Origin of the sequence: Acidocella sp. (genome assembly GCF_035535915.1) — a bacterium.
In the GTDB taxonomy this organism is placed as follows: Bacteria; Pseudomonadota; Alphaproteobacteria; order Acetobacterales; family Acetobacteraceae; genus Acidocella.
The window spans coordinates 1-19023 of the sequence record NZ_DATLPB010000005.1 but is presented as its reverse complement, the minus strand read 5'-3'; the positions used below and the strand labels follow the sequence as shown (position 1 = coordinate 19023).

General features: G+C 58.8%; 20 protein-coding genes. 3 read left to right on the top strand and 17 right to left on the bottom strand.

Features of this window, described 5'->3' with window-relative positions; genetic code table 11:
• The 17 genes from VNC39_RS00680 to VNC39_RS00600 form a co-directional block, all read right to left on the bottom strand.
• Positions 1 to 921: hypothetical protein (locus VNC39_RS00680; protein WP_325395168.1), on the bottom strand; the 921-nt coding region annotated here is incomplete at its 3' end.
• The gene (locus VNC39_RS00675; RefSeq protein ID WP_325395166.1) at positions 918 to 1922 is read right to left on the bottom strand and encodes a sigma-70 family RNA polymerase sigma factor; all 1005 of its coding nucleotides are present in this window, start codon (positions 1920 to 1922) and stop codon (positions 918 to 920) included. The genes VNC39_RS00675 and VNC39_RS00680, both read right to left, overlap by 4 nt.
• Positions 1923 to 2046: 124 nt before the next feature.
• Positions 2047 to 2244 (bottom strand): helix-turn-helix domain-containing protein, encoded by a 198-nt coding sequence (locus VNC39_RS00670; protein WP_325395164.1) that lies wholly within the window; start codon positions 2242 to 2244, stop codon positions 2047 to 2049.
• A 123-nt stretch (positions 2245 to 2367) separates the two neighbouring features.
• Positions 2368 to 3096 carry a hypothetical protein gene (locus tag VNC39_RS00665; protein ID WP_325395162.1) on the bottom strand — a complete coding sequence of 243 codons (729 nt, stop codon included), beginning with the start codon at positions 3094 to 3096 and terminating at the stop codon, positions 2368 to 2370.
• Positions 3096 to 4394 carry a tyrosine-type recombinase/integrase gene (locus tag VNC39_RS00660; RefSeq protein WP_325395160.1) on the bottom strand — a complete coding sequence of 433 codons (1299 nt, stop codon included), beginning with the start codon at positions 4392 to 4394 and terminating at the stop codon, positions 3096 to 3098. The genes VNC39_RS00665 and VNC39_RS00660 overlap by 1 nt, the downstream gene beginning before the upstream one ends.
• A gap of 425 nt (positions 4395 to 4819) precedes the next feature.
• Complete coding sequence (locus VNC39_RS00655; protein ID WP_325395158.1) at positions 4820 to 5365, bottom strand: glycine zipper family protein; 546 nt, start codon at positions 5363 to 5365, stop codon at positions 4820 to 4822.
• Between the two features lie 137 nt (positions 5366 to 5502).
• Positions 5503 to 6222, bottom strand: a complete 720-nt coding sequence (locus VNC39_RS00650) for a DUF4410 domain-containing protein (protein WP_325395156.1) — start codon at positions 6220 to 6222, stop codon at positions 5503 to 5505.
• A 118-nt stretch (positions 6223 to 6340) separates the two neighbouring features.
• Positions 6341 to 6838 (bottom strand): Spy/CpxP family protein refolding chaperone, encoded by a 498-nt coding sequence (locus tag VNC39_RS00645; protein ID WP_325395154.1) that lies wholly within the window; start codon positions 6836 to 6838, stop codon positions 6341 to 6343.
• A gap of 212 nt (positions 6839 to 7050) precedes the next feature.
• A complete protein-coding gene (locus tag VNC39_RS00640; protein WP_325395152.1) occupies positions 7051 to 7359 on the bottom strand; it encodes a hypothetical protein in 309 nt (102 codons plus the stop codon).
• Between the two features lie 101 nt (positions 7360 to 7460).
• The gene (locus VNC39_RS00635) at positions 7461 to 7790 is read right to left on the bottom strand and encodes a hypothetical protein (RefSeq protein ID WP_325395150.1); all 330 of its coding nucleotides are present in this window, start codon (positions 7788 to 7790) and stop codon (positions 7461 to 7463) included.
• A gap of 278 nt (positions 7791 to 8068) precedes the next feature.
• Positions 8069 to 8527 (bottom strand): ATP-binding protein, encoded by a 459-nt coding sequence (locus VNC39_RS00630; RefSeq protein WP_325395148.1) that lies wholly within the window; start codon positions 8525 to 8527, stop codon positions 8069 to 8071.
• A gap of 30 nt (positions 8528 to 8557) precedes the next feature.
• On the bottom strand, positions 8558 to 9031 hold the full coding sequence (locus VNC39_RS00625; RefSeq protein ID WP_325395146.1) for a periplasmic heavy metal sensor: 474 nt from the start codon (positions 9029 to 9031) through the stop codon (positions 8558 to 8560).
• A gap of 9 nt (positions 9032 to 9040) precedes the next feature.
• Positions 9041 to 9523, bottom strand: a complete 483-nt coding sequence (locus VNC39_RS00620) for a hypothetical protein (protein ID WP_325395144.1) — start codon at positions 9521 to 9523, stop codon at positions 9041 to 9043.
• A gap of 2 nt (positions 9524 to 9525) precedes the next feature.
• Positions 9526 to 10065: a sigma-70 family RNA polymerase sigma factor gene (locus VNC39_RS00615; RefSeq protein WP_325395142.1), complete on the bottom strand. Its 540-nt coding sequence runs from the start codon at positions 10063 to 10065 to the stop codon at positions 9526 to 9528.
• A 1791-nt stretch (positions 10066 to 11856) separates the two neighbouring features.
• Positions 11857 to 12600, bottom strand: coding sequence for a DUF4410 domain-containing protein (locus VNC39_RS00610; RefSeq protein ID WP_325395140.1), 744 nt, complete (start codon positions 12598 to 12600; stop codon positions 11857 to 11859).
• The gene (locus tag VNC39_RS00605; RefSeq protein WP_325395138.1) at positions 12584 to 13801 is read right to left on the bottom strand and encodes a cytochrome P450; all 1218 of its coding nucleotides are present in this window, start codon (positions 13799 to 13801) and stop codon (positions 12584 to 12586) included. The genes VNC39_RS00610 and VNC39_RS00605 overlap by 17 nt, the downstream gene beginning before the upstream one ends.
• A 22-nt stretch (positions 13802 to 13823) precedes the next feature.
• Entirely contained in the window at positions 13824 to 14465 is a 642-nt protein-coding gene (locus VNC39_RS00600; RefSeq protein WP_325395136.1) for a TetR/AcrR family transcriptional regulator, read from the bottom strand.
• A 398-nt stretch (positions 14466 to 14863) separates the two neighbouring features.
• On the opposite strand from VNC39_RS00600, the gene VNC39_RS00595 reads away from it, so the two are divergent.
• The 3 genes from VNC39_RS00595 to VNC39_RS00585 all read left to right on the top strand — a co-directional run.
• The gene (locus VNC39_RS00595) at positions 14864 to 15904 is read left to right on the top strand and encodes a glycosyltransferase family 8 protein (RefSeq protein ID WP_325395134.1); all 1041 of its coding nucleotides are present in this window, start codon (positions 14864 to 14866) and stop codon (positions 15902 to 15904) included.
• A gap of 940 nt (positions 15905 to 16844) precedes the next feature.
• Complete coding sequence (locus VNC39_RS00590) at positions 16845 to 18611, top strand: ATP-binding cassette domain-containing protein (RefSeq protein ID WP_325395132.1); 1767 nt, start codon at positions 16845 to 16847, stop codon at positions 18609 to 18611.
• Positions 18612 to 18613: 2 nt separating this feature from the next.
• On the top strand, positions 18614 to 19023 hold a 410-nt coding region (locus VNC39_RS00585), incomplete at its 3' end, for an ABC transporter transmembrane domain-containing protein (RefSeq protein ID WP_325395130.1).

Genomic DNA, 19023 nt, shown 5'->3' with positions numbered 1-19023 from the left:
GGCGGTGACGGTACACCAATCAGGCAAGTTCTCTGCGTGGAGTGGGTCGCTGGCGTTGTGGCTGAAGACGCGATCGATGCCCCCGAAAGTCTTGATATCGGCGCCGTACATGCCCGAGCTGCTGTTTGGGTGGCGCCATTTCGTGCCGCGCTGATCGTACCCATGGGCGCGCAGGATATCGGCTAGGTCGAGACGCGCCCGGGTCTTCTCAATGAGAGAGTCGTCCGGATCTATCCCCTGTTCCAGGCGCTCCAAACGACGCCGCGCGCGATCCTCGGACGCTTTGACGGCTTCCGCCTGGGCGTTAGCCGCTTCAGCGTCCAGGATGGCTTGACCGGCCTTGGTGAGGGCGTCTGCATTCAGCGGGGCGCCGTCGATAACGTGGCATTGGTGCCAGGGCTCATCGGCCTCGCCGGATGGCAGGTAAAAAAGCGACGATGGGCCGCGTTTGGATTGGTCGAGAACATCGTCGAGACGCAGAAACTTGGCGACGATCTCCGGTGCGGGGATTTCAGGCTCAAGCTCGGCGGACAGCGGGAACACCAGCCGGTAACGGTCGGCGCCTGGCTGGTGCGAGTGTGACGTGTAGCCCAAGCAAGCCTTGCCCAGCACCCCAACACGATCCAAAACGGCCTCCAGAGTCGGGGGGATCTCGCCGGTTTCCTTGTTGGGCTCTATGTCGAGGGCGACTGCGCTCCGTGCAATTACGTTACCCTTCAGGCGCCGAACATGACGGTTGTCCGTTTCCAGTTTGAAGCGCGCCGTGGCGAAGCAGGGTCCATCCTTTACCCCTTCACGCCGATGCTTGAATACCTGCGTGAAGTGATCCCAGGTCATGACTTCCGGGTCGCCGTAGGCTGGACCGACAGGAAACGCGGTTTCGAACCATGAGATTGTCATGCGGATATCGCGCGCGCTCATTGCGCGCCCTCACGAGCCCAGGTCAATCCGCAGACCAAAGCCCGCGCCCGATAGTCGGCCTGCTTTTTGGCGTTAAGCTCTGCGTCGTGCCGTGTTCTTTTGATCTTATCGTGCAATTCGCTGCTAAACGGGGACGTATCAAAGCCAAAACGGCAGGTGACCGCATGTCTTGTGACATTACCGGCCGTGTCCTTCTGGTTGTTTGGCAAGCTGCGAATCCGATCAACAAGCCTGTTATCGTCTGCTTTGAGGGAAGAAAGACGAACTCCGTAGCATTTCGCGTCGTCTTTCCAGTAGGCTTTGGCAATTATATCCTCCCTACATTTGTCGTAGTCCTCGACCTCAATTTGCCGAATGCGTTCTAGAGATACGCGGAGCTTCTTCAGGGCCGTGGCCTCGATCTGACCAACGCGCTGCAGGGAAATATCCCAACGCTCCGCCAGCACCCGTAGAGGGAGCGGGTCTTCGCTCAGATGGCGATTTTGAAGGATTGCGCGTTCGCGCTCGGACAAGGCGTCGAGCGCCGGCCTCAGCGTGGCAACGATCTCCGCTAGGTATTCCTCTTCAGAAAGAGCCTGTTCAGGGTCCGGCAGATCTGATTTCAAGCCATCGAGGAGAGTTCCTGCCCCCTCATCCTCTTGATCAAGCGGCGCCGATAATGACACGTCATCGCCTTCGATTTCGCCTTTATGCTCCTTTGGCCGGCGGACAATCGATCGGTTCTGACGGAGAAAATCTTTCAGCGCATAAGTGACGTTGAGGTTGATCCACGACGCAAAGGGAACGCCCTTCAGCGGATCATAGTTTTTTACCGCCCGGTGCAATCCGAGATAAGCGACGGTCTCAACATCATCGATGTGAAAGCCGCGGTGCTCATAGCCCTTTCGGGCCAGATATCTTTCGGCGATTCTTCGCGCGAATGGGATTTGCGACTCGAAGAGCACAAGCGCGGATACGTTCGGTCCAGCATCAGACCAATTTGGGGGAGAAAATTGCAACATGTGGGCTCCATGGGAGCCTCACGCCTTGAAACGTTCAGAAAACTCGGCAATAAAGCAGGTGTCCTGACTGCGTTTTGCCAAGTTACTGTCGAGCCGCTGGCTGTGAGGCTGGCGGTTCGAATTTCTAGGCGGCCTTACCGATCAGCGCTTTGGGCAAAGAATCCAAATAGCGATCGATCGAATCAGCGGTAATAACCGTTGCTCGCCCCATCTTGCGGGCGTCCAAAACGCCTTCCGCAATCAGTTGGTAGAGCTTGGTGTGACCACAACCTATAATCTTCTCCGCATCACGGGGGCGGTAGGCTTTCTTCGTGTAATTCACGGCGGTTGCTCCTGAATAGAAGTGAACAACCGGTTATTAGTCACGAGTTTTTGCGTTTTCTATTTAAACCAAATTTTTCCCAAACTCTTAAAAAACCATTGGTAATTCAGCAGCTTAACAAGCCTAATTGTCACTTGGTTTAATCCCCCGGCGGGGCCGTGGACCGCGCTTATGCGCTTCGGCCTCCCAAATCTTCTTGACCACCGCTTGTGCTTCACGCTTCGTGACGCGCACGAATATTGGACTGAGGATTTTTTGAACCTCATTCCACGTTGGCCTCTGCTCGCTGAAGCGTCCCGCTTTCTTTAGACTAGCGATATGGCCAATGCCCATGACGTGAGTGTACGGCGATTTGATATGGCTATGCTCGGAATTATCTGGAGCTTCAGCTGCTGACTGCTCCGGCAGCAGGCCCCGTGCCGACGAAGGCTCCGGCTCGTCGAGAATTACCTCGATCTGATGAGGGGATTTTCGGCGTTCTCTTTCGTCTATCAGGATTTGCACGGCGCGGCCGCAAGTCCCTGCGTCAATGTGCTCCTTAACAAAACGCCCAAAGGGCGGATGCCGACGCAGAAAATCGGCTGCGACCTCCGCTTTTGTCTGATCCATCATATGGCGCAGCAATGCTTCGTTGTCGGCCGCATATGCTTCACTCATCGCCAACAACCAAATTTGCTCGTCCAATAGCTCCGCCTCCTGCGCGCGACGAAGCGATAGATCGCGCGATGGGGGAGCGTGCGGAGCCGAGTTTCCGACTGGTAATGACAAATCAGCTGGGCCAGACATGAACGGGCGCAGCCAGTCGAATGGATCATTTTCGTCGTGCGCCGTCGGTACAGACTCGCTGCTCATCACGCTACCGCCCTGATCTGCGTCACGGACGCCCCGTTCACTGGCATGGGGCGCGAGCAAAACGCCGCCCAGTCATCCATCAGCCGAGCTCGCTTCTCAAGCATGTCGCCGCGCTGATAGGCGGCCTCCACCGCCGCTGGCAGGGTGTGAGCCAGGGCCTTCTCGGCTAATTCGCGGGGGTAATTCGTCGCCTCGGCGCACCAGTCTCTGAAGGTGGACCGGAAGCCGTGGACGGTGATGTCGTCGCTTCCCGCAGCCTTTGCGGCCTTCGATAGGGCGACATCCGATAATGCGCCACCTTCGCGCCCGCCTGGAAACACGATGCCGTTTTTGCCATCACGCATGATCTCAAGTTCCTGAAGGATCTCGATAGCCCGATCACTCAATGGCACGCGGTGCTCCTTGCCCGCCTTCATTCTCTCAGCCGGGATGGTCCACGTCTTGCCGGCCAGATCAATCTCACCCCAGCGCGCTCCGCGCACCTCACTGGAGCGTGCTGCTGTGAGGATGGCGAATTCCACCGCTCTAGCTGCCCTACCGTTCTGGGTCCGGAGCTTGGCAACCAAATCGCCAATCCGTTTCCAGGGCAGTGCCGCATGATGCTCGACGCGCTTAACCTTCGAGCGCTTCGGTAGAATATGGTCCAGGTGCCCCCGCCACCGGGCGGGGTTTTCGCCGTCCCGCCAGCCCTTCACCTTCGCATAGTCCAGAATCGTCTCGATGCGACCGCGGACCCGGGAGGCCGTCTCGGGCTTCTCTGTCCAAAGCGGCTCTATAATAAGAGTGACGTGGCCGGTCTGAACCGACGAGACGGATAGCCCACCGATTTTGGGAAACACATAGTCCTTGAGCGTGTTCCGCCACTGCTGGCGGTGCTTTGGGTTCCGCCAGCTCGCCTCGTGTGCCGCGAGGTATTTCCCCGCGACGTCCTCGAATGTGATGGCCGTAGCCGCTGCCAGAGCCGCCGCGGTTTGCTTTTGGGCTTCTTCTGCCTCCCGGGCGGTGAGCGGGTCGGTGCCACCCTTCACCAGGTCCCGGGCTTTTTTCGCCTCTATACGAGCCTCAGCGAGGGAAACCGAGTTCGCACCCAGTGCCCTCCCAAGGCCCAGATCTCGGGTCTTACCCCTCATTGTGTACCGGTACAGCCACCATGCCTTTCCAGGCTCTTTAAGCTTTCCGGTCGGCTCGAACGTGGAAGCCTCGCGCACAAGCAGCACCAATCCGTCGCCATCGTAATAGCGTCCCGGCTTTGCTCTCGCGACTTTCTGGGCCGTCAATGGCGTGGCTCGCTTGGGCATTGAAACCTCTCCGCCTAACTGTTGTACCCGTTTCCATTCCCTTTTCATAAGGCCGAACGGTAAGATACGCAAGCGGAAAAAGACGGACGCATCAGAAGAAAATAATCAGTTATTTCATTGGATTACTTGAAAGTAGTCGGACACTAGAAAACCTCTGCGGATGTCAAATTGGCGGACTGTCTCTCCGCCAAACGATCCCTGAACAAGTCTGCCGGTTGCCACCGGGACGGTCGCGTGTTTTTTCCCATAATCCGAGTTCGGTGCCGGCTTTTTCGCCGTAACGGCCGCGTTGGCGGTACGGTTCGGGTCTGTCTCCGCGCATTTACGAGCGGGGAGGTTTCAACCAAACTTCCAGGGAGAGAGACATGGCGCTGGACGATGGACCGGCCTCAGCCGGTGCGTAGCCCGTGCTGCCCGATCCTATGTCAGGGCGCCACAGGTACGGCGACGACACCCGGCGGTACGACATAAACCGGAGCCGGCCGGTAGACTGCAACGGGGGCGGGTACATAGACCGGGGTGGGAGCCGCATACACAACGGCAGGCGTCGGCGGCGCAATCTTCTCGCCGTTCGCCACCATGCACTGCGTGTAGGCCCTGTCATAATGGCCTTGCACCGATGCCGCTGATTCCTGGCCATTCTCCGCCCCCACCAGGCTGCCAGCCAATAAGCCACCGCCCGCGCCGATCGCGGCGCCAGCCCCTGCATGCCCGGACACGGAGCCCAGCAGCGCGCCGACGGCGGCGCCCAGCCCTGTTCCCACAGCGGCGCCCGCTATGCCACTCTTCGCGGCCGCCTGCCCCGGCGACTGTCCACCTACCTGCGCCGCCGCATACTGCCGGCATGTCTCGTCATGCTGCTGGAATAACGCAAAGTTTTCACCCTGTGCCGGCAGCGCCAGTACGGTTGGCGACGGCGGACCGGGGGGAGCACATCCCGCCAGAGTGGTCAGCCCGAGGATTGCCGACAAGATAGTCGCGTTACGCCCGTGGTTAGGCATGACGATATTATCTCCTATATTTCAGCGTTTGGACGCGACACGGTCGGGCGGATATATCCATCCCCTTTCCTTCCGGTCAGCGTATCGAAGTGGCGTGGCGGAAGCTTCTAGGCTTGTCTGTCGGCCGGCCAAATCCACCCGACGGATGCGTAATATTTCTTGAGTTGATTGACGACGGCACTTGCCGTTTTCTCGGTCGGCCTGGCGAGTCCTCCACGGACGTTCAAGGCAACATCGATGCCCGCGCCGATGGCCAGATGGACGGCCCTTCCGGTCGCAAGCGCGACTCCACCAGGCACAATGAGTCCCGGCTGGTAGCCACTATTGCTGGACGTGTCGAATGCCGTCATCGTCTGGGCAGCACGGGTATCAGCGGTTTCGAAATCGACCTCCGCCTGCAATCTGGCCTGCCCGGCGCCGAATCCGATAATAATTCGTTCAAGTGCGCTGCCTGGATCGGCCTCGGCGATCGAGATGTGCAGCACGGCGGCACCGGGGTGACTTGTTCCCGGAACGAAAGGCTCCGCGGTGACCCGCGCCTTCGTGAGTTGTTCGATCAGATCCGATTGAAGCGCAGCCGTAACTTTTGTTAGAGTCGCCGCATTGGTGTCCTGGTCTATCGGCGTTGAATCAACTTGAACCAAGATTTCCGTAGGCGATGGAGAGCCGGCATCCACTGAAGTGACATTCGCAATTTTCGCGCCCGTACAACCTGAAAGCAAAAGGACCATACTGGCCCCAACAATTCGCGGCAAATAAAAGTGACGCGACGCAGAATTCTTAAATACGGTTTGTTGACACGCATTTTTTTTAATCTCAAAATCCATAAACACTTCCCCTCGCATGGAAACGCCGACCAATCATCGATCTTTTTACGGATCGGCGAGAGGTATCCCCCCGCATTCCACGACGGTTTTTATGTTATGGAAAAAACAAGTTTTTGATTCAACCGTGCGGCGTTGGACTTCTGGAACTATGCCAGAAGATCGCATCCACGACTTTTCTCTGTTGAAGCGGGAATGTGTCGTAGAGTGACTGAAATGCTGTCGCCAGTTTCTGCATATTCTCCGCATGCAACTGTGCGAGTTGCGCATAGGAATCCATATTGGCAGCGGCATTCATGGTTGCCACGCTTGCGCCCCGCGCGGCGAAGGCTTCTTCCGTTCGCAACGCATTGTCACGCATGACTTGGGCAAATTGGTTCCATTGTGGTTGCTCGGATGCCGAGATGCCCAGCTGATCGTGCACTTGCTCGATATACTGTTCAACCTCTTCCGATATCATCTTCGGCACGGGCGCGACGCCGGGCGGCGAATAGACTGAATTGGAAGCCTTAGCCGGGTCCGCTGCGGACGGTCTGGCTTGCTGTGCGAAGATTTCTGTTGGCAAAACCAACATGGCTGCCAGAACAACGACCCAGCGAGACATCGAGACGCGGCTCATGTAAGAAATCGATTCATGACGTGTAAAGAGGATGCGAGCGGCACAGCGGGTCCGACACACCCGTCAACTGGGACGGCGTCGATCCCATTCGCGGTACAAAACCGATACATATGAAGCTAGGTGGGTCCGGTTAGCCCTCGATCGAACACGAATTGAGTGATGCTCACGGATCCACTGGCAGCGCCCTCGTCAGCAGGTCCGAGCATTTTATATCATGGCGCGACGTAATAATAACCGGGGTAATAATACCCGGGCGCATAAACCGCCGGCGGTGCCACGTAGACGACCGGAGGCGGCGGCGCATAGACCGGATGGGCCGCAGCCGCAGCTCCGAGCGCTGCACCGACGGCAACACCTGCAGCCGCACCTGCAGCAACCCCATAACCACCATAATAGGGCCCATAATGCGCGTAACCGCCGTAATACGCGCCATAATGTCCGTAGCCACCATAATAATACGTCGCGGCATCAGCCGGGGCCATGGCTGCTGTCACCGTTCCCGCAGCCAAGAGAGACGCCATCAAAATCTTGCGAACCATAACACTCGACCCTTCTGTTTCCACAGGACGACGACCCTGTACAAATCTGATACGAACCCGATCGGCATTTGCGACACCCAACATCAAGGGCCATTCCAATCGTTCTGGTCGAGATACCCTTTATTGCCGGAATCCAGTTCCTTGAACCGCGCCCGAAGACGGGCCTCCTGCTCCTGCGGCGTCATTTTTTTGAACCTTTGAGCCGTAAAGCCGTTCGACGTCTCCAGGCGCTGTGTCTCATAGGTTGAGAACTCCTGCAGCGTAACGCGACCATCATGATTGGCGTCGGCGGCATTAAAATTACCTAGGTTTTTGGCATACGCGGTGGACGCCGCCATGAGGGCAGCCATCATCGCGAGGGCTACGGATCTCAACGGTACCGGATTTGGAAAAAGGGGCACGATATCCTCCATGATTATCATATACGAAAATGGCACAAAACAATGTTCGTCAACGACACATTGGTTGGGAACGATTTGATGCTGGAAGAGCGATTAACCCCAGGCGCACGCTACAATTTCAAAGCGAGGTCATGAGCCGGATCGAAATCGACGTGGATTGGCTTGGTTTAGCTTCGATTGCATTGGCTTTATATCGATTCGACAATATCTCTGAGCCCTAGAACTGCCAACATGATTCTGGTCATAGAGAGTAAAAACTTGGATCGGAGCCTGCTCGAGGCGCTCGCTCGTCACGTTGCCAAACCCTTCGGGTGCCGGAGAACAAGAGTTGCGTCAGTCGTTTCCGTGCGTCGGAGCCAAACGCGTCCGTCATAACCAGCCGCCAAGTCACGCGCCAAGCCGATGCCGTTACCTTCTTTGATGTTGCTATTTAGCCCCCAGCCGTCATCGCTCACGACAAGTCTTGTGTCCTCATAAGTGCCAAGAACCTGGACCGAAATTCGCCCGAACGCTCTCATATACATGCCATGGGTGAGACCGTTCGCAACAAATTCCCGGGCAACCTCCATGACGATATCGACCAGAACATGGGGACAGGGCGTCACAACCGACACCTCAATCGTCACCACCTGATTCGTGCCGGTCAATAGGATAAGGGCGTTATCGCATAATGTGCGCAGGCGGTCGGCCACCAAACCTGCCGCGCAAAGGGGGACAACACGGCGGTGTCGCTGCGGCGTATCCATCATTCTCATCTCGACGGCCTCTGCTACGGCCCGTCAGGGCGGGCCAAGACTGAATGTTGCCTTGCGGCGGGCGGCGATGAGGCTGCTCCTGCCTTGCGGTGAGATCTGAGCCAAAGCATCGACGAGAGGGCCGCTGAAATCATTCATGAAGTGATTCCAACTCACCTGCCAGACCGCGAGCGCCTGCCTCACCGCTTCCGGGTTATACGGTTCCGCGGTAATTTGATGTGCAAGCTGGGCACGGGCGTCATCAAATTGCTGGGCTGCCGTGAGAAAGCCCGGGGCATCGCGATGCAGCACGGCCGTAAATGCGGCGGCATCAGGTGTGGAAAGCGTGGCTTGGACTTTGGCAAGGGCTGCGGCCAATGGTGGCTGGGCATCCGATTCACTCATCTTATCCCGCCACACATGCCCGCCGATCAGCGCGGCAAAAAACAGATTCAAAACCAGCGACGCGGGTAGCGCAATGCGGCGCCAGTTCGGGGTCTGAGAACGTTGTTCGGTCATTCCACTAAATCAATCCGCTAATACGTGAATGGGCATGGGCTGCAGCATTGCCTGTAAATCACTCGACGGAGGCGTCGCCCCGTACGTTGAGCCGATCAGAATCCCTGCCGCGACAACGAAGCAGCTGCTGGTTGCAAGGCCGATCCACCCGGGGCGCGCGAGCCTCATCCAGCCAGCTCCGGCTGGCAGCACCCATCCCCAGCGCCCATTATTCGGTTGGTGAACAGAGCTTGCGGCAATCCCCGCTGCAACGGTGGACCGCAATCTGGCGAGTGCCGCCTCTTGGTCGCTCGGTTGCCACAGCAGCGCATTTTCCTGTGCACTGGCTGTATGGATGGCTTCATCCACCGTGCGCGCTTGGGCGAATATCGTGCGTGCTTGGGAAGAAACGCGCAGCAGCGCCTCGGCGTCACCGCGCGCTTCTTCCGGCCAACGCTGTCGCTGGGCGCCATAACTGTCAGCCAAAGCCATAAACCGCTTAAGCGTCAGCATCGCTAAAATTCCTTCCCATAATGGTCTGCGTCATGTTCCGGCACCAGATGCTCTCGCAAATAAGCCCGGGCACGAGACAAAAGCCGTTCCACAGCCTTGGCCGACATGCCGAGAACACGGGCCGCCTCGGCGCCGGACATACCCTCATCATAAACCAACGTTATCGCGGCGCGCTGGCGCGCGGGAAGGCTCTTAACGACCTTTGCAAAAGCCCTGACACGCTCGTCGCTTTCCATCACTTCGTCTATTCCTGCCGCCGGGTCGACGGCATCGAACCCTTCCGGAAGCGGTTCAAACCTCCGGCGCCGGCGATGATCTATGCACAGATTGACCAGAATTCGGTAGAGCCAGGTCGTAAGGCGGGCACGTTGCGGGTCGAATCGTCCTGCCTGAGACCAGGCGCGCAACATCGCCTCCTGAACAACGTCCTCCGCGACTTTGGGGTCAGGAATGAGGCGCGCCGCCACTCGCAGTGCGAATGGACCATGACGCGTCACGATTTCATCGAACGCCCTTCTGTCACCATCAGCGGACCAAGACACCAGATCCGGGTCCGATGCGTCTGTGTAACCCCGCCGGCCCCTCACGGCCGGCCGGCTACCGGCGGAAGGGGCAACCACGAACCACACCGACTCCGACCAGGCTTTTCCCACATACCTCAAACTCATTCGGGCCACTCACATACGATGCATCAACGCTTCTGATACGAAACACAGAAGCCAATCCCCCCGGCTCCGATAAGTTTTCCTCGTGGCACTGCAAGGCCATATGGCTACGGATGTACCTCCGGCACCGTCGTGCCCTGTGAAATACCTGATTGCGCTAAACGAACGCTCGTATCCGTGCCAGAAGGGCCTTGATCCGCACCGTATATTGGGATCGCGTGGAACGACTTGAGATGTTTGATGCAAGGATAACGTCAAAGCTGATCTAAGCTTATATTAGATTTATTAACACGACAGAAAAGAAGATCGATACATTTGAAATCATGTCGGCAATGGCTGGATTCGGGCGGAACCATTGTCCCGGCTCTGGCTTCTTCGCTTTTGGCCCAAGTAAGCCGATCCGAAGAACGATGGATTTTCATCGTAGAGAGAGATCGCGAAGCGGGTGGGCTTGAAGCATAAACCCTGCCCGCCCGAGGCGGTCTGTCATCAGCCTTTCATATCCAATGCCCCCGTATCCAAACGCCGCCGATCCAATGGCCGGGGACCCACAGGCGGGGCCGAGGCGCCGCCGGAACATAGACGACCGGCGGTGACACATAAACCACACGCGGAGGAGGAGGAACCGGCACAATGGCGGGGGGCGGAACGGGTGGGACATAGACGACCGGGGGCGGAGGCGGAACCGGCACATATCCGACGGGCGGCGGTACGGCCACTCGCGTGCCCCCCACGACGACGCCTCCCCCAACCGTTACCACGCCGCCGCTCGATCCCACCGCGGCGCCCGACGTTACGACGTCCCCCGGCGCGACACGAGTTGCCGTTCCGTAATGAGTGACGCTCTGACCATTGGGACCGGTGATCGTCCCCGACCGGCCGCAGGAGCCGTAAGCGCAGCTCGTGGACGCCGAGTGGCTGATGGCATCGCCATCTGGCGCGGTGACCGTACCTGAGGATGAAAATTCACCTGGCGCCGTCCGCGTTACACGACCCGCGATGGCGGCGGTCCCTCCATTGGGTCCCGTTATGGTTCCATTATGCGCGCATGTGCCATTGGCACAGCTCGTGCTGCCCGAGTGAGAGATGGATTGGCCATAAGGCCCCATGGCCGTTCCCGAATTTGAAAATTGCCCCGGCCCCGTCCTTGTGATCGTGCCGTTATTCGTGGCCAAGCCACCATAAGGCCCGATGATGCCACCAGCATGAGAACAGCTTCCGGCACCACAGCTTCCGTAATGCGCGCCACTATAGGCACCCCTCGGCGCGAATACCGTGCCGTGACCGGCCCAATTCGCTGACGCTGGAACGCTGCCAAGCAGGAACAGTGCTGATGCGGCGCCGAAAACCAAGTTCCGTGAATCGGTGGCCGCCAAAAAAAATTGTCTCATGGCAGGTGGACATGCCTGCAAAAGCCTATCCGTCATTGCATTTCATCCTCTTACTTGCGCGGGTGACCTGTGCAATCCTGATACGGGTCGCACCTGCGAACACGACACCCGAAGCGAAAATTTCCGAATACCGGAAATAAATCCAAAGGCCGGTTCCTGCTTTATTCGATCGGCCCAGCGTAGAGCGCGGCATGAAATTGGAAATTTGGTCGCGAGCCCGAAGCTTCTGGTACTTGACGTGGGTGGTTATGCGTCACAGGCGGAGCGCTCCGCATCGTTAAACATGTGGGGCCGCGTTGATGTGTGCGAGTATGTCGGCCGCGATCTTCGAGGCGCTCTGCTTGGCATCGCGATCGAGATCCTGTCCAGATAGGACGAACTTGAAGGCGGCCGCGAATGGATTGAGAGTTATTACGGCTCCGGGGTTTTTGCCACTCCGGGACGCGGACTGTATCGCGTAAAGCGGTGCTGGCGCTCTGTCGGTGGAGAGCTCGTCGATCATAATTGAAACTTGTAGATCGGTATGCCCGGCTCCGAAGCCGACAAGCGCGCGCTCCGCACGGTTTCCTTCATTAACCTGAACAAACGCCCCCCGCACCAGCCAGCCCTGGGTTGGCATCGAAGCGTCAGCGGGAAGCCTGTATGCCTGCAAGCCTTTCTTCTGCAGATCCTGGATAATCGAATTGCTCATCAGGCCGACGAGGGAGTTGGCCTGCCGTCGTTCTTTCCAGGCATGGAGCGGTAAATTTGCGAAAAGACTTTCTGAACGAAGAGCATCCGGCGGCAAGTCGAAGTCGGCCACGTAGACGACGTCCGGTCGATACTGGACGGCGCCCGGAATCGGACGGTCCGACACAATTCGAGCGTTGGAACAGGCGCTCAGCGCCAGGATCATCGCGATACCAATTGGCGCCGCCATACTTTGGCAGCAGCGTCCTCCTCTGAACATTCCTGCACTCTTCCAAAATAAAAATTTTAGGAACGGCCGATCTTCCGGCGCGAAATCATGAAAGCCTGACATCAAGACGACTCAATCCGCGAAAAGAGACGCTTCGGCTCCGCTGGAGTGTGTCAGGGTTGAATTCGGCGGCAGGATACCGGCGTGCGAGTTCAGCGAACGCAATTTGCGCTTCCAAACGGGCAAGCATCGCGCCCAAACATGTGTGAATGCCGTGACCAAAGGACATGACACGGGTATCCGACCGCTGCAGATCGAGGCGATCGGGCGCGGGGAAGCGTTCCTCATCTCGATTTGCCGAACCGAGCAGGACCCGCGCACGCTGTCCCTTACGGATGATCTTGCCGCCGAGTTCTACGTCTTCGAGAGCTTCCCGGCCCGTGACCTGCACCGGCGCATCGAACCGAAGAAGCTCGCTGACGGCATGGGGCGCGATCGTCTGGTCCGCGACAAGGCGTTGCCACTCGGCGGGATGGCTCAACAAGGCGAGCAATCCGTTGCCGAGAAGATGGGTCGTGGTGCCGTGGCCAGCGGCGAGGAGCAGAATCAAGTTCATGATCAGTTCCTCCGTGCTGAGGCGATCCCCCATCTCCTCGACCACGACAAGATCGCTCAGCATGTCATCGGCAGGATGGCGCCGGCGTTTGTCGATAAGGTCCTGGAAATAGCCGATAAATTCGCGGATGCCACGGTCGGCCTCCTGCACTTCCTCGGCGGTTAGACGGCGTCCGCTGATCAGCTGGCCAAAGGCACCCGACCAACCGAGCAATAATGGGCGATCCTCATGAGGAACACCCAATATCTGGGCTATGACCGTAACGGGCAGCGGCACGGCAAAATCACGGATGAAATTGATATACCCGTGCGATATCTCCGCCTTGTCCAGCAAATGATCGATGATGTGTTGAATATGCGGGCGAAGACTCTCAAGCCGGATCGGCGTGAACGCCTTGGCGAAAAGCTTGCGAAGCCTGGTGTGATCCGGCGGATCGAGAAACAGCATCTGGCGAGACAGAGCCGACCGAATCGGCCGATCTCCGTCATAGTCACGGTCCTGGTCCAGCAACCTGGCCGCGGAAAAACGCGGGTCGCTCAGCACAAAGGCGACATCACGGTATCGGCTCACGATCCAGGCCCCGCCATTTTCGTCCTCATGGACCGGACTCTCGTCGCGGAGGCGGCGAAACAGCGGATACGGATCCGCTAACATCTCCGGGCGGAGCATGTCTTGGTATGTCAGCCCTTCGATTGAAATTTGCTGCATAGGCCTTATTCCCTTGGTACGCTTAGGACCGGCTGCCGGCATTCCGCTGCGGCGCCGGAACCGTCGCGCCGTGCATTGACGAAAAATATGTCCCCAGCAGCCCCCTGTAATGGCCTAATAGGAGGCGGCGTGCTGCGGGCGTCTCGTCGGCCGTGGCCGCCACCCCCTTGAGCACATGCAGCGCCATGACTGCCAGAGCCTTGGCGTTCGCGGCGGTGAGATCAGGCCAAGCTCTTCGCAGGATCGCGGCTACGCCGTCTCGCAGAGACTTCCGAAACTGCGCCTGCTTGTCACCGCCACCCCCGCGCGCCTCAATCACCGCGATTGCAAAGCTCCGCTCCGCTTGCAACCCGAGCATGAACTCGACCAATGCATCGGCGACGCCACTGCCGCCCATATCGGGCGCCTGTTCCGCGAGCCCCCTCAACTGGTCAAGCGCCTGCTGCGCGTATTGCTGCAGCAAGGCATCGGCCAGCGACTCCTTGGAGGGGAAGAAGCGGTAAAGCGAACCGAAGGCGGTCCCGGACCGCGCTGCGATATCGGACATCGTGACCGCATCGAAGCCCTTCTCCCGAAACAGAGCGGCCCCGGCTTCCATGATGGTCGCCACACGAACCTGCCCCCGTTCCCGGCGCGGCGCCCGCGCCGAAGATGGCGTTAACATTTGAGAGAAGTCTCTCCACTACTGTTATGAGAGAAACTTCTCTCATAACTCGACAAGCACCGCAAGGGGAAATAACCGCAGCACCGGCTGACCCTTGCACGCGATTCAGGGGGCCACGCCTCACAAGCGATCGGCGATCCTGCCATGCGCTGCAATCCCGGCCAAGCTTTGCGTGACTGCGACGCATCCTCTGCTGGTCAGGCGCCATTGGTTCTGCGCCCAATGGTTGCAATTATGCGTCCTATCGCGGCCAAACGGAGTTAATCGATCGATTACAAATTGGTTGAAGCTCACCCCAGGCACTTGGAAACGTGTAAACGCCCACGATAACTCGACCGGCACTCGGACGTTCAGGGGCCTCAGCGTGCTCCATCACGCCTTCTTGTGAGAAGAACCGCATGACCACAACCATACTCGACCAAACGATACGCCTGGCGGAAAGCCCTCCGACGCGACGCCTGGAGGAAAGCCGCCCGAAGCGCCGGCATGGAATTTTTTTTGTGACCGATCTTGGTTTCGCCATGCCGACGATTGCGGCAGCTCTCGAAATGCGAAAAAAAATCGCCCCCGGCCGTGCCGACATCAGAATCGTCACCACGGACATCCCAGCCCCCACGGTGCAGCGGCTCCACGATTTTCTGGAACCGCATGACATCCATACGGATGTCCTTGACCGGGAATATTATTCCGCTTTCGATCATCGGCTGTTCAATAAAACCCACGTGCCGATCTCGGCGATCGGCCGGTTTTTTATGATGGATGTCGTTCCCGACATTTACGATCGAATTCTCTATCTTGATGGCGATACATGGCCAAGCGGCGATCCCCTCCAATTGCTTGATGCCGAGCTTCCCGACGGTTGCTTCGGTGCGGCGGAAGATCGCAGCTACTTCCGTCGCCATGAACTGGGACCCGTCGGGCAAAAAATCCGCACCTATTTTGCTAATTTGGGCATCGACGGAAATGCCGGCTATTTCAATTCGGGCGTCCTGCTTGCCGACGTACGGACCTGGCGCTCGCTTTGCGCCGAGGCTTTTGAATTCTTCCTCAAAAATACGGCGCGCTGCACCTACCATGACGAGAGCGCCTTGAACGCCGTGGCAAAAATGCGCCGGGTCCGGCTGGCGCCCCGGTGGAATTTTGCGAACGCATATCTGGAATGGCAGCTGAAGCATGCCGTGCCGCCACAAATCATCCATTTCGCCGGCGGCGAAAAACCCTGGCAAATACCGTTCCACCCCTACCATGACATGTACGCCGCCGCGTTTGCGCCCCTGGCCCGTCTCGGCCTTACCTTCGAGCAACGCTCGGCGGAAAATCTTCAGGCCCTGGCACAACGCGCGCGGCTACGGAAAATTCGCGACAACATGTTCATGCACCGAAAATTTATCTACCAGCGGACCTTCGACCGGCTGGTTCAAACTTCAGAAATTCAATAAGCGACGCCGTACTCCGGGCGGCACCACGTCACGGGCAGAACCACGAACCTGCGCTCATTGAATGTGAGAGAATCAGTTGAGGTGCAGCCGAAGTCGCGTGTCGAGGGCTGTCCCAGCACACGCCGACCTGGGTCGCGTATTTTCCCTGTTCCGTAAATCGTGACGGCAATCTCCGGACAGGCCAATATTATTTGTTGGTACTGTCCGTTGGGCCGGCGGCGTTCACGCAGTCTGTTCTATTGCCGGAGCCCGTTCCCATTGCGCCATCGTGCGTAGAACCGGTTCTGATCGAGTCGCTCCCATTGCGTCCGCAATGGTTCCTTGACTCGTCCCCCATTGTAGAGCGACCAGGGTTGTTTTCGTCATGATATTTATTGGTCGTGTTGGTGCCCGGTTGATTGCCCGCGGGCTGCCCTCCGGAAGACGTGGTCTGCGCCATGGCGGCCCCGACGAAACCGAGGAGAAGCGCCGTTGTACAAAGCATGCGTTGCATGTGTTTCCCTTTCGACCGTTTTCTGATTGTTCCCTCCCGGGGGCGGCGGAGCTAACGCCTCCTCGGTCAATGGCACTCCCGATGAGGCTGTTTCGCGGCTGTTTCGTCCCCTCAGGCTTCTTAAAAGGCTCTGGAATTGCCCCACAATTTAAGTCGCCAATGGATGGTTTCAGGGGACGAAGCATATAAAGCTGGTGTATTTATCTTCACGATGAGTTGGACTGACCGCTTTGTCCAAGGTGCCGGAACGCGGTCCCGCGGAGAAAGCGGATTTTGCCGCGGCGCGTTTCGGCAAAGGCCGGCCACCGGCGGCTAGAACACCCTCCGCTCCTCTTCTCGACGACGGCGCATGATCTCAACGCGAGCGTTCATGGCGGCTCCGCTTGATCAGGGATCGATATTGGCAGCAAAAGCACCCTAATAGGGAAGGATGTGCTGGAGCGGATCATGAGGTTTATCAGAGTTTACGCCCGTGTCCTTGGCTTGCTGCGGGGGGAACGGGCGGTTGTGGTGGGCCTCGTACTCGCCAATCTCATGGTGATGGCCTTCCAGTTCGCCGAGCCGGTGCTGTTCGGCCGGGTCATCAATCTGCTCATCCGCTCCGATGCGATGACCCACAAATCGGTGCTGCATGACGCCGTCATTCTCCTCGCCGTCTGGGCCGGGATCGGTCTTGTCAGCATCGGCGCCAACATAATGCTGGCGGTGCAGGCCGAACGCCTGGCGCATCGTGGCCGCCTCACCGCCATGGCCCGGTATTTCCGCCATGTGCTCTCCCTCCCCCCGGCCTTTCATCGCGAGCGGCAATCCGGGCGGCTGATGAAAATGATGCTGTCGGGCGCGGATGGGCTGTTCTGGATGTGGCTCTCTTTTTTCCGGGAGCATCTCGCCACGCTGCTCGCCACTCTTGTGCTGTTGCCGCTCACCATCATCCTTAACTGGCAGCTGGCCATCGCGTTGATCCTGCTGGTCCTGGTGTTCTGCACCTTCACCGTTCTGACCATCAGCCGCACCGAGAGCGCCCAGCGCCAGGTCGAGGGCTATCACTCTATGCTTGCCGGCACGGCGCAGGATGCGCTGGCGAATGTGCTGGTGGTGCAGGCCTTCACCCGCCTCGGTGCCGAGGCGCAGAATTTTCGCGCGACCGGCGAGATGGTCCTGGCCAAGCAATTCCCCGTCCTCAACTGGTGGGCAGTGCTCAGCGTCGTTACCTCCGCCGCCAGCACCATCACCGTCATCACCATTTTCATGATCGGCACAGTCCTGCATCTGCACGGCTCCGCCAGCATTGGCGCCATCGTCTCCTTCATGGGCTTCGCCACGCTGTTGATCGGCCGCCTTACGGGCGCCATGGGCTTCGTCTCCCGGCTGTTCCTGCAGATGCCGACGTTGCTCGACTTTTTCGCCGTCCTGGATGCCGAGACCACGATTCCAGAGCGCCACGCCGCCCCGGCTCTGACCGTGACCGAAGGCGAGGTCCGCTTCGATCGCGTCGGTTTCGAATATGTCAGCGGCATCCCCACCGTGCAGGACGTCTCCTTCACCGCACGGCCGGGCACGGTAATTGCCCTGGTCGGCGCCACCGGGGCCGGAAAATCCAGCAGCATGGCGCTGCTGCAGCGCTACTGGGACCCGACCCGTGGCCGCATCACCATTGACGGCCAGGACATCCGCAACGTCACCCTCGATTCCCTGCGCAGCGCGATCGGCGTGGTGTTCCAGGACAGCCTGTTGTTCAACCGCTCGATCCGCGAGAACCTGCTGGTCGGCAAGCCCGACGCCACCGAGGCTGAACTGCACCGCGCCTGCGAAATGGCCGAGGCGCTGGAATTTATCGAGCGCCAGCCCAGCGGCTTCGAGACCATGATCGGCGAACGCGGCATCAACCTCTCCGGCGGCCAGAAGCAGCGCGTGGCGATTGCGCGTGCGCTGGCACGGCAGCCGCAGATCCTCATTCTCGACGACGCGCTCTCGAGCGTCGACGCCACCACCGAGGAAAAGATTCTCAATTCACTGCGCAGCGAGCTCGCCAGGCGGACGGCGATTCTCATCTCGCACCGCATCTCCACCGCTCGGCAGGCCGACCGCGTCGTCGTGCTCGATGATGGCGCCATCGTGGAGCAGGGCACGCACGAAGAGTTGATCGCGCTCAACGGCCTCTACGCCGACATGCACCACAAGCAGATGCTCATGGTCGCCTTGGAGAAGGGATAGACGTGGAGTACATCCAGGCTGACGAGCTGCAGGAAAAGCCGTACGACAGCCGCTTGATGAAGCGGCTCCTGCGCTACCTCGCGCCCTACAAGCGCATGGTGGTGTTCAGCGTGCTGTTGCTCGCGGTCGAGTCGTTGCTCGAGCTGGCGCCGCCGTTTCTCACCAAAATGGCGATCGACAGGTATCTCACGCCCGCCGGACACGTGGATCTCGATATCAGGCTGGCCGGTTTGCTCAAGGTGGTGCTGATCCTCGGCGCCGCGCTGATCGGTGGATTCGTCTCGTCGTATCTACACGGGCTCATCATGAGTCTTGTGGGGCAGCGCGTGATGTTCGACATGCGCATGCAGATTTTCAGGAAGCTGCAGAGACTCGACGTGTCGTTCTTCGACAGAAATCCGGTCGGCCGCCT

Coding starts and splice junctions, on each gene's coding strand:
- VNC39_RS00650 (WP_325395156.1), bottom strand. CDS start 6,222: ATGGATTTTGAGATTAAAAAAAATGCGTGTCAACAAACCGTATTTAAG.
- VNC39_RS00630 (WP_325395148.1), bottom strand. CDS start 8,527: ATGATGGATACGCCGCAGCGACACCGCCGTGTTGTCCCCCTTTGCGCG.
- VNC39_RS00645 (WP_325395154.1), bottom strand. CDS start 6,838: ATGAGCCGCGTCTCGATGTCTCGCTGGGTCGTTGTTCTGGCAGCCATG.
- VNC39_RS00595 (WP_325395134.1), top strand. CDS start 14,864: ATGACCACAACCATACTCGACCAAACGATACGCCTGGCGGAAAGCCCT.
- VNC39_RS00665 (WP_325395162.1), bottom strand. CDS start 3,096: ATGAGCAGCGAGTCTGTACCGACGGCGCACGACGAAAATGATCCATTC.
- VNC39_RS00590 (WP_325395132.1), top strand. CDS start 16,845: ATGAGGTTTATCAGAGTTTACGCCCGTGTCCTTGGCTTGCTGCGGGGG.
- VNC39_RS00635 (WP_325395150.1), bottom strand. CDS start 7,790: ATGGAGGATATCGTGCCCCTTTTTCCAAATCCGGTACCGTTGAGATCC.
- VNC39_RS00600 (WP_325395136.1), bottom strand. CDS start 14,465: ATGTTAACGCCATCTTCGGCGCGGGCGCCGCGCCGGGAACGGGGGCAG.
- VNC39_RS00675 (WP_325395166.1), bottom strand. CDS start 1,922: ATGTTGCAATTTTCTCCCCCAAATTGGTCTGATGCTGGACCGAACGTA.
- VNC39_RS00610 (WP_325395140.1), bottom strand. CDS start 12,600: ATGTCAGGCTTTCATGATTTCGCGCCGGAAGATCGGCCGTTCCTAAAA.
- VNC39_RS00640 (WP_325395152.1), bottom strand. CDS start 7,359: ATGGCGTCTCTCTTGGCTGCGGGAACGGTGACAGCAGCCATGGCCCCG.
- VNC39_RS00660 (WP_325395160.1), bottom strand. CDS start 4,394: ATGCCCAAGCGAGCCACGCCATTGACGGCCCAGAAAGTCGCGAGAGCA.
- VNC39_RS00620 (WP_325395144.1), bottom strand. CDS start 9,523: ATGCTGACGCTTAAGCGGTTTATGGCTTTGGCTGACAGTTATGGCGCC.
- VNC39_RS00605 (WP_325395138.1), bottom strand. CDS start 13,801: ATGCAGCAAATTTCAATCGAAGGGCTGACATACCAAGACATGCTCCGC.
- VNC39_RS00625 (WP_325395146.1), bottom strand. CDS start 9,031: ATGACCGAACAACGTTCTCAGACCCCGAACTGGCGCCGCATTGCGCTA.